The following is a 13,112-nucleotide window of genomic DNA, read 5'->3' on the forward strand; positions in this document are numbered from 1 at the left end:
CTCTCGCGATTGACTATTAGTCAACTAATATAAGGCGCTAAGTACCAATACCGCCACTGGTATCGCTCAAGAGTACTTGCCATTGTTACACTAAATTTTTCATCGCCAATTCAGCACCACTAATGTTGGGTGTAGATAATTATTTTTAAGCCAAGGAGTTACCGTGAAGCCCATCGCAGAGCAATTAGCTAATTATAAAAGTGTGCACTTAGATAGTCGCAATATGATTAGTCACTTTATTGGCATTCCACTTATTGTCTGGGCTATTACGGTACTATTGAGTTTAACAAGTTTTCAAGCGGAACTTGGCAGCAGTCAAATAAGCTATACCCCTGCGATGGTTTTATTTGCCGTTAGCTTACTTTACTATGCAAAACTACACCTTAAGCTTGCCGCTGGCATGCTAGTTTACATTTTGCTAAACCTCTATCTCGCAAGCTTTGCTGCCAGCGCTGAAAATGCATTTTCACTTGCCATTGCGGTATTTGTTCTTGGCTGGATCTTACAATTTATTGGTCATATCTATGAAAAAGCTAAGCCGGCTTTTTTTGATGATATTATGGGTTTAATCATTGGGCCCATTTTTTTAATGGCTGAGCTTTACTTCGCTCTAGGCTTTGAGCAAAAACTTGAGCAGCAAGTCAGTGCTATGGCCAAAGAAAAGCGCCAACTCATCAACAACAAACGTTGAGGTAGCTCGTTTTATCATTGATTTAGAACACCTAGCGTGATCGTCAGCGATTGATATTACTTTTATTATCAATATAAATAACTAAATCTGTCGCTGTTAACGGCTTAGCATAAAAGTAGCCTTGCACAAACTGACAACTTAGCGCTTGCAATGCTTGTACTTCTTCCATGTTTTCAACGCCTTCTGCTAATACTTGTAAATTCAAGTTATTTGCCATGGCGATAATAGTTTTAACTAAAGCAGCACTTTTGATATTTTTGTCAATATCAACAATAAAGCTTCGATCTATTTTCAGCTTATGTAGTGGCATTGTATTTAAATACTCAAGAGAAGAGTAGCCAGTACCAAAATCATCAATAGCTATAGTGAAGCCTAAATCATTAAGTTTGTGTAGAATACTAATACACTCTTTCGGATCCGTTAATAATGACGTTTCTGTTATTTCTAATTCAATATGTGCAGGTGAAATAGCGTAGTGCTCTGCTTTAGACAGCAAAAGCTCACTAAAGTTGGCCGCTAAAAGTTGTTGCGGTGAAATATTTAAACATACTTTGTTTAAATCAACCCCTTGTTTTTGCCACTGCTGAACTTGAGCAAATACAAGGTCAATAATTTTTTCACCTAAAGACACCATCAAGCCATTTGACTCAGCAATAGCAATAAACTCTACCGGCGAGACCACGCGCCCTAAAACCTCAGACTGCCAACGCACTAGGGCTTCAACAGCAATTAACTTACCTGATATTGTATCGACTTGTGGTTGATAAACCATAAAAAATTCATCTGTAGTAAGTGCCTTTGTCATCGCATTGTTGATTTGCTCTGCTTCGCTAAACTGCTGGTTAATTTGTTCGGTAAAAATCGTAAAGGTATTACTTTCTTGTCGGTTGACGGTCGCTAAAGCAGAAAAGGCATTATCAATTAAGGTTTCAACGTCTTGTCCATGTTCGGGAAAATTACTCACCCCGACTCTAAAGGTACAATAAATCTCACTACCTGCAATCATATATGGCGCGGCTAAGGCCGAAGTTAACGCCTTTAACGGTTCAATATTGCTACTATCTTGTTGAATATATGCAATATATCGACTTTCTGAAAAGTGTCCAAGCAAGGCAGTAACCGTTAATTGCTGTTGGATGCGCTCTTTGATTTGATTTTGTAACATGCTGACATGCTTTGAAGTGTATGTCGCTGTGATACGGCTATAATTTTCCATACTTATGATCAGTAAGCGCCCAGCTTGTGAGCTAGGCAAAAATTCCTCACTCAATTGCTGTTTGAAGTGGTTTTTGCTCGGTAGACGCGTCACACTATCTAATTCAAGATAGTTAAACAGCGGCGCCAATATATGCCGGTTTGATAAATAAAGCGCAATGGTAACGACAATAAAAATAAGCAGAAACTTTATCAGTAACTTAAAGGTATCATGGTAGATTTTCTGTGCTATAGCTTCTTTTTGAACGGCAAAAACTATACGACTAGCCATATTGTCAATCGACTTGCTGATATAAAAAAGTACCTCTGCGTTGTTGTCAATTGAGGTCAACTTTGCGGTATTGCGTTGGGCAATGATTTTTTTTAGTGCTTGTTGCCACTCCATCTTAATATTTTGTTTTGCGGGTAAATCGAGATTACCTAATTGATCAACTAAAAAGACTTTTGAAATCAAACTACTATCTATATCACTTAATAAGGCTAGCACATCATCAAACTTAACATGAGCCGAGGCCAAACCAATAAATTGACCTTGTTGTATGATTGGCGATGTTACCGCTAGATAGGCACTTTGGTTAGCCGAGACACTGATATAGGGCTTGCCAAGCTTTGGCGCTTTTGCTTGTTTACCTTCTATATACCAAGAACGGCTTCTGGGATCATACCCCTTTGGCGCTTGCCAATTATCAAAAGAAAAGTAGCCTTCTTTATCTATGACATAACCCAAATAATAGAGTTGATGAGCGTCAGGGTGCATATTAACAAAGGATGCAAGGTTATGTTTTCGATTGTGTTGAATATCGACATCTGCAAGGTAAAGTGCAAAGTGCTCTACTTGCACTATAGCGCCGTTACTCCAATGGTTAAGCCGTTGAGAAATAATATCAGCTTGCAACTGTATTTCTTGCTGAAATGCAATTTCAAGACGATCTTTAACATGCAAATAAGCGACTGTCGTTGAGGCAAGTAAGCCAAGTAGTAATATGGCAATAAAACTAACAATCAGCTTATTTTTATTACTAAATCGCAACATGGTCACTAAACTTTAAATTGATGAGCTAAACTCTGTAACGAAGCTGCCAAATGCGCTTGCTCATTTGGCAGTTCCAGGCTAGGTATTGTTTTTTTTAACCGCTGAGAAAAGCTCTCGCCGTTTGAGCCGATAAAGGCAGCGGTCGTACCACGCTCAATATGCAGTTGATGTACAAGCTCGCTGTAAACTATAGATAATTGAGTTAGTTGTGACAGTTTTGCCATTTCTGTATTCATAAAATAGTGTTGCTTTATTGTTGAGCCGCTTAGCCAGATAAAACCTAATAATGGCCCTATCAAGAGCAAAAGTATTTTATTTTTAAATGAAATATCAGAAAATGCCATAACCTACCTATACCTTGTCTGCCGATGAATAAGTTAAATTTTAAGATGATGTTTGTGTGCAATACAGCAGGCAAAACAAATAGAAAGCAGTATGCGACTGCTGATTGAAATGTAAAGCGAAAAGCAACTCAATTATAATTGCAAGCATACCTTAAGTAACTAATAGTTTTTTGATCTACATCAAGTCAACTAACAATGGGCTTGATTTGCTCTTATTCATTCAAAGGAAGTAATGACCAATACCCGCTATTTATCCGGCCATATTCCCGGTGATAGTCGCCCTTGCGGCTTAATATCTTTGGCTTTAAATGCCATTTCCTTATTGCTGGAGTTGGCGATATTTCGTTTCGCATTATAATCTTTTGTTAATGCCACTATGGTTGGCGTCAATTGCACAATCGCAATGACATTAACTAGCGTCATTAAGCCTAAGGCAACATCAGCCATGCGCCATACTTGCGTTAAGCTGGCACTGGTTCCCCAGAACACCATAGCCAAGTACATTGAAGTATATAGTGTTCGACCAAGTTTATTATCGAGCTTAAAAAAATGTAAGTTACTCTCTGCATAGGCATAATTTGCGACGACAGAGGTGAAAGCGAACAGGCTGATCGCGGCTGAAACAAAATACACGCCATTTTCACCTAAATGGTAGGTTATGGCATTTTGCGTTAAGCGTATACCTTCCATCTCGCCGCTAACATCTAGGTCGGCTAATAAAATAATCACCGCGGTACACGTACATAGCACCATAGTGTCTAAAAACACCCCTAGCATTTGTACATAACCTTGGGTGACCGGATGATTAGGCACTGGCCGAGCACTGGCCGCTGCGTGAGGCACACTGCCCGCGCCAGCTTCATTAGAATATAAGCCGCGCTGAATACCATTTTTAATGGCTGCACCTAGCATGCCTGCCCCTGCCTCATTTAAGCCAAAAGCTGAGCTAAAAATATTATAAAACATGCTGGGTAGTGCAGAAAGGTTCATCAGTGTGATCACCACTGCCACTAAAATAAAAGCGAGCCCCATAAATGGCACAATTAACTCAGCAAAACGCGCTATTCGCTTCAAGCCACCTAAAACTATGGTACCCGCTAACAGCGTAATAATTGCACCAGAATAAAAACTTGGAATATTAAAAGCATGATTTAACGAGTCGGCAATGGTATTTGCTTGCATAGCACTAAAACTAAAGCCATAACCTAAAAACAAACACACTGAAAATAAGCTCGCTAACCAGCGTTGATTGAGGCCTTGCTGAATATAATACGCTGGACCACCACGGTACTCTTTGTGTTCATCACTAACTTTATATAATTGCCCTAAAATGCTTTCTGCAAAACCAGTCGCCATACCCAATAAGGCAATAACCCACATCCAAAATATCGCGCCACTACCGCCCAGTGAAATGGCAACTGCCACACCCGCTAAATTGCCAGTGCCTACTCGAGCCGATAACCCTATAAATAGTGCCTGCAAAGAGCTAATACCAGAGTTGGTTGCTTTTTCATCGTCAACTTTGCTGCTTTGTTTTAGCACCGAAAACATATGGCGAAAATTAAATATTTGCAAAAATTTAAGTTGAAAAGAAAACCAGAAACCGGCAAAAAGCAAGACATAAATAAGCACTTGCCCCTCGCCCCAAAGAATATTATTTATACTAGATATGATCGTATCAAAAGACATTGCTGCCAACCTATTATGTATTTTTCTTATTCAGGTTAGCATGGCTAACAAGATAAATTAAAGTATAACCCTGCAACACTTAAAGCAAGGTAATTATTTTTAAGTGATTGAAAGTAGGGTAATAACTTAACATTATTAGCGAGCATAAAGCTTAAGGTGTGTGCTGCCTTTGCCTGTCATGTACTAGAAGCTTCAGTATAGGTTCAAATAGCTTCAATGTTCTTTGCTAACATTTAGCTCAAAATACAAGCTTGTGGTTATGCTAACTTTTCATAAAACTCATTAACTTGTTGCGCTAACCACACCAAGGCTTCAGCTTCACTTGGAAAGTACTCAATATTTTGTCTAGCTTTTGATGTTACTAATGCCTTTTCAATACCAATGAGGACCTCAGAAGTAAAAACTAATGCTTTTGCAATCATATGGTGCTGGTTTAGCCAAGCATTGAATTCATCGGAAACCGCAAAGACTTTTGGCGTGCCACCATCAAATTCTAGTAAATTCGCTAAAATAACAAACGGAGCATGATCAAATGCCTCTATCCTTGCTACTAACTCTTGAGCTAACGCTTCTGCTGCCACATCATTAAAGGCGCCTTTAACTAAAACGCGGATAATGTGTTCGTTTACTTCTATTTTATATTCACCATGCATTGCTAACATAGGTTGGTCCTAACAAAGCGAAAACTAAATCTTATCTGCCGCGACTACTAGCCATTAAAGATACACCTAGTCACTACAATCGTCTTTTGACTTTATATGCAAGCCAATGTTTTAGCAAGGCTATTACTAGGGTTTGCTAACTACCACGCCAATACAAACACTCGCGCTAAATAATAATCTACACTAAATTTCGTCCATTAAAAAAGCCAAGATAATGGTCTTATCTTGGCTTTTATTCGCTAAATTGCTGTTATTCGTAAGAGCGCTCTAACCAAGCAATTTGTAGCTTTAAATCTTCAATTTCAGCGTTGGCATCAATTAATTGCTGCTCAATTGTTTTCGACACATCTATAGCCTTATTCTTAGACTCCAATTCTTTAATTGCTTCTTCGTGAGCCATAATACTCTCCTAATTCACGTTACTTCACTTGTAGTATTACACAGCAAGTTTCATTTTACTCGAAAAAATCAAATAAATATTTCACTTCGAAAACATTCGCAACCACAATGAAACATATCAACAGTGAAACGAAAGAACATTGCTAGTGTTAATACTAAGTGTAGCGGCGCAACCTACTTGCCAATGGATGAATAACCAAATATTGTGACAAAATTACTTGAATTGTTTTAATACCCTAGCCATTATTAGCCCTTTTTTGTTAACTAGCCGAACAATGCGCCTATTAAAATCAACAAAAGTTCCAGATTTAAACAAAACTTCAGTGCAAAAATTCACCCGAAAAGCAGCACGGGCGATTGTCTTAAATGGTGAAGAAATTCTTTTGCTTTACACCAGGCGATATCACGACTACAGCTTGCCAGGTGGTGGTATTGATGACAATGAAGATAAAATTAGTGGGCTAATACGCGAGTTACGTGAAGAAACTGGCGCACAAAACATTACCAATATTCAAGCTTTTGGCTGCTATGAAGAATATCGCCATTGGTATAAAGATGATTACGATATTGTACATATGCTGTCTTATTGTTATACCTGTGACGTTGACCAAAAGCGCCTAGCCCCCGCATTTGAAGCTCATGAATTAGCCAATGGTATGCAACCACTGTGGATCAATATACATGATGCTATAGCGCACAATGAAGCCGTGATTAAAAATAGTGACAAGAAAGGTTTGTCAATCGAGCGTGAAACCTATTTACTTAAACGTATTGTTGCTGAGTTACTTTAAGTCTAGTTAACTCAGCTTCACAAATCGCAAAATGAACCTTTGCTATTCATAAAGGCCAATAAAGTTAAGTGAATTAACATTTTCAATGTAGCAAATTAAACATTTAGTTAATGCTGATGCCCAGTGTTGCTTACACACTAGAAAAAGTTATCGCTTAATTGCGCTTAGCCACTATACATTTTTTGTTATCAGGGTAATCTATTTGCTACCTCACTCTTGGAATGTATTGGCTCTATGATAAATAAATTCTTGCTTTGTATCGCTTTAATTTCTTACTCTCTCACTGTTGTCGCAAACCAGCCAGCAAAATTATCATCAGCCGCGGTGGCTATGCCTGATGGTTATAGTGCGGATGTTGCGGCAAAAATATTGGCGCAAGGCGGTAATGCCGTTGACGCGGCTATTGCTGCCCAATTTGTTTTAGCGGTAACCTTGCCAGAAGCTGGCAATGTCGGTGGCGGTGGCTTTATGGTGATTTATAAAGATAAACAAAGCGACTTTTTAGATTATCGCGAAGTAGCACCATTAAAAGCGCACCGCGATATGTATTTAGATGATGCGGGTAATGTTATCGCTAATTTATCTCTTTATGGTGCCCTATCTGCTGGCGTTCCAGGAACCGTAGATGGTATGTGGCAAGCCCACAAAAAGTATGGTTCTTTGCCATGGAAGTCGTTAGTGATGCCCGCCGTTACACTAGCAAAACAAGGCTTTATTGTTGATAAAAACCTTGAAGATAACATTAAATGGCGTATTGAAAGCTTTCAACAACAAGGCATAAACGTTAATTTTGCTGAGCACTTTGCCAAAGCAAAAACTGGCACAGTATTTAAACAGAAAAATTTAGCGAAAACCCTACAACGCATTGCCGATCAAGGGCGCAATGGATTTTATCACGGCGAAACCGCACAAATCATTGCCGACTTTATGAACAAGCACGGTGGTATCATCGGTTATGAAGACTTAAAAAACTATCGTGCCACTTGGCGTAAACCTCTACAAAAATCATGGCGTGGCTACCAAGTGATCACAGCGCCACCGCCTAGCTCTGGTGGTATTGCAATATTGCAGTGGTTAAATATGTACGATTTATTAGCGGACAAAACAGCGCCTTTAGCTCATAACTCCGCCCCTTATATGCACCGTTTAGCAGAAATAGGTAAACGCGTATTTGCTGACCGGGCAGAATATTTAGGTGATCCGGATTTTTATGAAGTACCACAAGCAAAATTATTGGCAGATAGCTACTTAAAAACCCGCATTGCCGACATTTCGGACCAGCGAATTTCGGTCACTAAAACCATTCAACCCGGACTAAAAGAAAGCCGAGATACCACGCACTTTTCAATTATCGATAAATGGGGCAATGCAGTATCTAATACCACCACGATAAACTACACCTTTGGTAGTGGCGTGATCGTTGACGGCGCTGGCTTTATTTTAAATGATGAAATGGATGACTTTAGTGTTAAGCCTGGTGTGGCAAACGTCTATGGTGCAGTGGGTGGTAAAGCCAATGAAATTCAAGCCAATAAACGTATGTTATCGTCGATGACACCAACCATTCTGCTAAAAGGTGATCAGGTTAAGCTTGTTACCGGCTCACCAGGGGGCACCACAATTATTAGCTCAGTTTATCAGTCTATTTTAAATGTTATTGAGTTTGATATGAATGCAGAGCAAGCGGTTAATGCGCCGAGATTTCACCACCAGCTATTACCTAAAGACGTGATTGAGCATTACCCAGGCATAGCTGAGCAAGAAAAGACCGCCCTTTTACAACTTGGTTATCAACTGAAAGAAAATCGCTTTGGCGCTGTACAGTTAATTATTGCCAACGCACAAAGTTTAGATGCAGCCGCAGAAAGTGGCGGCCGCGGTAAAGCAATTGTACTCAAACACTAGCACGACAAATTACAGCACCTACATGAGAAAACCATAAAAAACCCGTTAATCGCTTAACGGGTTTTTAGTGTTCAAGTTCACTAGCACATTGTCAGTGTTGCTACTTTCTTTTATGGCTTACTTATCAGCACGGCCCATAAATTTGCGCTCTTCAGTATTTACTTTAATTTTATCGCCGGTCGAAATATGCTCAGGCACTTGCACCGTTAAGCCGGTAGAGAGTATTGCTGGTTTAGTACGCGCGGTAGCCGAGCCGCCTTTAATCGACGGATCAGTTTCCGTGATCACTAATTCAACGCTAGAGGGTAAATCAATGGCCACAGGCACACCATCAACTAAGATAACTTGAAGACCTTGAGTATCTTCATTAATAAAAAGTATCTCATCCGCAATCGATGTTTGATTTAGGTTATAAGGCGTGTAATCTTCGTTATCCATAAACACGTACTCGTCGCCGTCTATATATGAAAACATTGCCGGCCTGCGCGTTAAATCAGCAAAGTTAAGCATGTCTTCTGCTTTAAATGTTTCATCAACTTTACCGCCAGTGACAACGTCATACATGCGCATTCTATACAAACTACCACCCGCCCGACCTTGCGGCACTGAACGTTCAATATCTCTAACTATCATGACTTTACCATTGTACTCTATGGCAGCATTCTTTTTTATATCACTTGCTTTTGGCATGAAAAACTCTTCCTCTTTTAATAATGCAAAAAATAACATCTCGCGCCGCCGACTCTACTAACAAAGTTAGCCGTATTCATGCAGCGCTTGGCCTGTTTATAACGTTAATAAGAAATCTAATGCGCCAGTAATAACCGCAACTTGTGCAAGGATACAGTTTTCATCATCAACTTTTGGACTATCTGGATAGACCTCTGTGGTAGTTACATAAGGTGCATCCGTTAAGCCCATACATAAGCCTAATTCTCTAGCAGCATAATTAATGACACCAAACTGCGCTAACTGAACACCGATCAGTTTATTGTCTTGGTCAGCAGGCGCAATATGAGTAACTTTTGCCACTGAATCAATAATAGCTTTTTGAAAGTTTGCCTGCGGTTTAGTGCTATCAGCCACTAAATAAAATCCGTCTGGAATATTCCAATTCTTCTGCTCAATGGCATCTCTGGCTGCTAGTGCAGGTCTAAACTCCGTATTATCACTGTCGGTAGTTTCGTGTAGATCAATATGTGCCAAGAATTCGAGGCTAAGGTTTTTTATATACTGCATTACTGCTGCAGATTCTTGCGCTAGGCTACCTTCATAAAATGAACGGTTAGGGTCGAGCGTTAACGGGTTCCAACGATTAATAGTTTCATATCCCCAGGGGCTAATACATGGCAATACCACGAAATTAAAACTCGCTTCATATTGTGCCGCCGCTGTTGTTATAAAGCGAATGGCCCCTTGTACGCCGCTAGTTTCATAGCCATGCACGCCGCCGGTAATTAAAATTGTCGGTTTATCCGCTTGCCAGTTAGATGATTTAACGGCATAAAGAGGGTAATTGTCTGCGCCATATAACAAATTGCCGTATTGCTCGATAGTAAATGCAGTGCCTAAATCTTCAAGTTTGGTAACCACTTGCTGATAATAACTACGCTTTTTTTGTTGTTGTGATAACCAAGTTTCTTTATCACCATCGGTCCATTTTTTCCCTGGTGTGCCAATCCCATATGCAGTTTGTGTATTCATATTTATTACCTAGTCATTAACTCACAGTTTATTTGCCACTTTTGATGAAGCCTCTTCATCGTTTACCTGGCATTATACCCGGCTGCCATCACAATCAAATACACGACAGCAGATTTAACCTAACAATTAAACGCATTTCGCAAAACCTAACTAGGGTCTGCTGATCTTTCAGGGTTAAAGCTTATGCTATTTAAAACGAATGTAATCGCGGCGCGAGCTTTGAATAATCGTTAGACTATTTAAAAAACGAGCAACAAAGCCTACGGTTGTTTTAAATGAACCTAAGACAGCACTTGTATAAATACCAAACAAGTCGCTGTAAAAGTAATCTCGAAAGATCAGACCCTAATACTTTGCGAAATCAAAATATAACTGCATAATACTATTGTACTTTAGACAAGAAAAAATTGCCTATGCCTTTGACCTATTGTAAGTCTAGTCTATGGATAAAGCTCTTCATTTTTAGCGTGATAATAGCGTTTAATCTTTAGCGTGATAATAGCGTTTAATCGTCAAGCTTACGCGAACCAGATCAGTATTGCCTCAGATATCTGGTGCCCGTACATTTGTACGGATAGCCAACAACCTGGCTATGTGGTCGAAATGATTAACGCTATTTTAATTGATAATGAACTAAGCCCTTTAAATCAAACCATGCCTTTGGCGCGCGCTATCAAATACTTACAACAAAATAACATTGACCTTGTACTAGGTTTAACAAAACAACATATCGATTATTATCAATTGGTTAGCTCTAAACTATCAGTGGGTATTACAAATAATGATTTTTTGTTACCCAAGGTAATACTTGGCGTTTTAGTACTGTTAAACAACTTGCCCAATACGCTGAAAACGGCCATAAAATCGGGATTATAAAAGGTTATTTCTACGGTGAAGAGCTCAGTAAACTTATCCAGCAAAGGCCTGAGCTATTTTCATATGGCCATGGCGACTCGCCACTGGCACAACTACTCTCGCAGCTACAATTAGGCCGAATTGATATTTTATTAGACAATAAAGCCACAGTGCTCCATGAAATAAAGCGCTTAAAACTGAATAATATTATTCATGCCGGTCACCAAGGTAAGAAAACTGAGCTTTACATTGCAATAGCCAATGCAAAAGCAGCTAGGCTGCAAGGTATCTTAAATTCTGGTATTCGTGATTTTCGTCGCTCTGGTAAGCTAAAACCTTTACTGACTAAATATGGCCTTAACGATTGGCAATAGCGCCGTAAAAATCTGTCTCAGATACTGCTACAGCATAAAATTCTCTACTTAAATGTTATATTAATGCTGCATTTGCGCTTAAAATCCAATACCATAAACACAGTGAAACAAATTGTTAACATCTACTTCAAAAGGAATTTTATTGTGCGCCAACAACAAAAATTAGGTTTATTAATTTCGGGGTTAATTTGTGCTTTTAATGTCAACGCACAAGAGCAACCTAAAGCGGCTGACTTAGTCGGAAAAAATTATTTGGGTATTCATGGCATGCGCATGAACACTGACGATGACAGATTAGCGCCAAACAATGTTGACTACATTAGACACGCTAATGGCATAGGGTTAGAGTTTGGCCACCGCTTGAGTGAGTATTCAGAATTAAGGCTTTCCTACACTCGTCTTAACCTAACCAGAACGGGTTGGGCACCAAGTACCCCTTCAGGTAAAAACATAGCGGCCAATTATTTGTACTTTCCTAATAAGCAAAACTTCTATGTTATGGCCGGAGCTAGTGCCATCGATGTTGTTGACTCTGACCTTTCCGCTAACATAGGTGCTGGTTATCGTCATTACCTCAGTGAGCGCAGCGCGGTATACTTTGAAGGTAATGGTCACTATCAATTTGATAATAAGTACACAGATTTAAGTGCGCAAATTGGCTTGGTTTACTTTTTTGGTGATACGGCGAAAAAAATCGTTCGTTCGGCACCAGCACCAACCCAAATCAAACCCGCAGCGCCTGCGCCAGTTGCAAAGGCAGAGCTTGACTCTGATAACGACGGTGTAATTGACCGCAAAGATCAGTGCCCTAATACCCCTGCAGCCAATAAAGTCGATAGCGATGGTTGTACTATTTTTACTGAAGCTAACGATGAGATGCGCCTACTGGTTAATTTTGATAATGCCAAAGCCATAGTAAAACCAGAGTACCTTGATAACATAAAGGTGGCTGCCGACTTTTTAAAACAATACCCTCATACAGACTTAACAATCTCTGGGCATACCTCAAGCCAAGGTGCGGCTGCCTATAATAAGAAGCTTTCTCAACAACGTGCTGAAGCAATTGTTGATGTTTTAGTGCAAGAGTTTGGCATAGCGCCATCACGTTTAACAGCCGAAGGTAAAGGTGAAGAAGAGTTACTTAATCCGGCTAACACCGCAACTGCACACGCAGAAAACAGACGTATTGAAGCGAAAGTCTCGGTTAAACGCAAAATAGCGGTTAAGCGCTAACCTTTTTGAAAGCAAAAATTAATACACTAAAAGCCTAATTATTATAATTTAATGCCGATCGTTTAAGAAATAGTTGAACGATCTTGTAGCTATAAGATAATCCCCTCTGATATTTTCAGAGGGGATTTTTTTGTGCTTAATAATGAACTAGAGCTTGTTTATGAATCAGTTGAAGAAAGTAGAGATTATGAATCAGTAGTTCAAGCGATAGAACCCG

The 13,112-nt window shown here is 39.6% G+C and carries 13 protein-coding genes; 6 read left to right on the forward strand and 7 right to left on the reverse strand.

All coding sequences use genetic code 11. The features are described from left to right. The first annotated feature begins 163 nt into the window (after window positions 1–163). The gene (locus tag B6K83_RS14205; protein ID WP_085285583.1) at window positions 164–691 is read left to right on the forward strand and encodes an Mpo1 family 2-hydroxy fatty acid dioxygenase; all 528 of its coding nucleotides are present in this window, start codon (window positions 164–166) and stop codon (window positions 689–691) included. Window positions 692–734: 43 nt separating this feature from the next. On the opposite strand, the gene B6K83_RS14210 is transcribed toward B6K83_RS14205, so the two are convergent. From B6K83_RS14210 to B6K83_RS18450, 5 genes are all read right to left on the reverse strand, one after another. After that, window positions 735–2,939, reverse strand: a complete 2,205-nt coding sequence (locus B6K83_RS14210) for a bifunctional diguanylate cyclase/phosphodiesterase (RefSeq protein WP_085285584.1) — start codon at window positions 2,937–2,939, stop codon at window positions 735–737. Between the two features lie 5 nt (window positions 2,940–2,944). After that, window positions 2,945–3,283, reverse strand: a complete 339-nt coding sequence (locus B6K83_RS14215; protein WP_085285585.1) for a hypothetical protein — start codon at window positions 3,281–3,283, stop codon at window positions 2,945–2,947. Window positions 3,284–3,529: 246 nt separating this feature from the next. Beyond that, window positions 3,530–4,972, reverse strand: coding sequence for an alanine/glycine:cation symporter family protein (locus B6K83_RS14220; protein ID WP_085285586.1), 1,443 nt, complete (start codon window positions 4,970–4,972; stop codon window positions 3,530–3,532). Window positions 4,973–5,229: 257 nt separating this feature from the next. Beyond that, window positions 5,230–5,634: a hypothetical protein gene (locus B6K83_RS14225; RefSeq protein WP_085285587.1), complete on the reverse strand. Its 405-nt coding sequence runs from the start codon at window positions 5,632–5,634 to the stop codon at window positions 5,230–5,232. A gap of 250 nt (window positions 5,635–5,884) precedes the next feature. After that, window positions 5,885–6,034: a hypothetical protein gene (locus tag B6K83_RS18450; RefSeq protein ID WP_175474836.1), complete on the reverse strand. Its 150-nt coding sequence runs from the start codon at window positions 6,032–6,034 to the stop codon at window positions 5,885–5,887. A 274-nt stretch (window positions 6,035–6,308) separates the two neighbouring features. Here B6K83_RS18450 and B6K83_RS14230 point away from each other — a divergent pair, with 274 nt between their 5' ends. Both B6K83_RS14230 and ggt read left to right on the forward strand, forming a co-directional pair. Continuing rightward, window positions 6,309–6,824, forward strand: a complete 516-nt coding sequence (locus B6K83_RS14230; protein WP_085285588.1) for an NUDIX hydrolase — start codon at window positions 6,309–6,311, stop codon at window positions 6,822–6,824. A 234-nt stretch (window positions 6,825–7,058) separates the two neighbouring features. Then, complete coding sequence (gene ggt, locus B6K83_RS14235) at window positions 7,059–8,729, forward strand: gamma-glutamyltransferase (RefSeq protein WP_085285589.1); 1,671 nt, start codon at window positions 7,059–7,061, stop codon at window positions 8,727–8,729. Window positions 8,730–8,846: 117 nt separating this feature from the next. Here ggt and efpL read toward each other — a convergent pair whose 3' ends face one another. Further along, window positions 8,847–9,419 carry an elongation factor P-like protein EfpL gene (gene efpL / locus B6K83_RS14240; protein WP_085285602.1) on the reverse strand — a complete coding sequence of 191 codons (573 nt, stop codon included), beginning with the start codon at window positions 9,417–9,419 and terminating at the stop codon, window positions 8,847–8,849. A gap of 96 nt (window positions 9,420–9,515) precedes the next feature. Beyond that, entirely contained in the window at window positions 9,516–10,433 is a 918-nt protein-coding gene (locus tag B6K83_RS14245) for a M14 family metallopeptidase (RefSeq protein WP_085285590.1), read from the reverse strand. Window positions 10,434–10,925: 492 nt separating this feature from the next. On the opposite strand from B6K83_RS14245, the gene B6K83_RS14250 reads away from it, so the two are divergent. The 3 genes from B6K83_RS14250 (at window position 10,926) to B6K83_RS14260 (ending at window position 12,895) form a co-directional block, all read left to right on the forward strand. After that, the gene (locus B6K83_RS14250) at window positions 10,926–11,309 is read left to right on the forward strand and encodes a hypothetical protein (protein ID WP_085285591.1); all 384 of its coding nucleotides are present in this window, start codon (window positions 10,926–10,928) and stop codon (window positions 11,307–11,309) included. 149 nt (window positions 11,310–11,458) lie between these two features. After that, window positions 11,459–11,662 (forward strand): hypothetical protein, encoded by a 204-nt coding sequence (locus B6K83_RS18720; RefSeq protein WP_085285592.1) that lies wholly within the window; start codon window positions 11,459–11,461, stop codon window positions 11,660–11,662. 144 nt (window positions 11,663–11,806) lie between these two features. Further along, window positions 11,807–12,895 (forward strand): OmpA family protein, encoded by a 1,089-nt coding sequence (locus B6K83_RS14260; RefSeq protein WP_158088361.1) that lies wholly within the window; start codon window positions 11,807–11,809, stop codon window positions 12,893–12,895. Window positions 12,896–13,112 lie beyond the last annotated feature (217 nt).

The sequence above is a fragment of the Colwellia chukchiensis genome, assembly GCF_002104455.1.
GTDB classification, from domain to species: domain Bacteria; phylum Pseudomonadota; class Gammaproteobacteria; order Enterobacterales; family Alteromonadaceae; genus Cognaticolwellia; species Cognaticolwellia chukchiensis.

Coding starts and splice junctions, on each gene's coding strand:
- B6K83_RS14210 (WP_085285584.1), bottom strand. CDS start 2,939: ATGTTGCGATTTAGTAATAAAAATAAGCTGATTGTTAGTTTTATTGCC.
- B6K83_RS14215 (WP_085285585.1), bottom strand. CDS start 3,283: ATGGCATTTTCTGATATTTCATTTAAAAATAAAATACTTTTGCTCTTG.
- B6K83_RS14220 (WP_085285586.1), bottom strand. CDS start 4,972: ATGTCTTTTGATACGATCATATCTAGTATAAATAATATTCTTTGGGGC.
- B6K83_RS14225 (WP_085285587.1), bottom strand. CDS start 5,634: ATGTTAGCAATGCATGGTGAATATAAAATAGAAGTAAACGAACACATT.
- B6K83_RS18450 (WP_175474836.1), bottom strand. CDS start 6,034: ATGGCTCACGAAGAAGCAATTAAAGAATTGGAGTCTAAGAATAAGGCT.
- B6K83_RS14230 (WP_085285588.1), top strand. CDS start 6,309: ATGCGCCTATTAAAATCAACAAAAGTTCCAGATTTAAACAAAACTTCA.
- ggt (WP_085285589.1), top strand. CDS start 7,059: ATGATAAATAAATTCTTGCTTTGTATCGCTTTAATTTCTTACTCTCTC.
- efpL (WP_085285602.1), bottom strand. CDS start 9,419: ATGCCAAAAGCAAGTGATATAAAAAAGAATGCTGCCATAGAGTACAAT.
- B6K83_RS14245 (WP_085285590.1), bottom strand. CDS start 10,433: ATGAATACACAAACTGCATATGGGATTGGCACACCAGGGAAAAAATGG.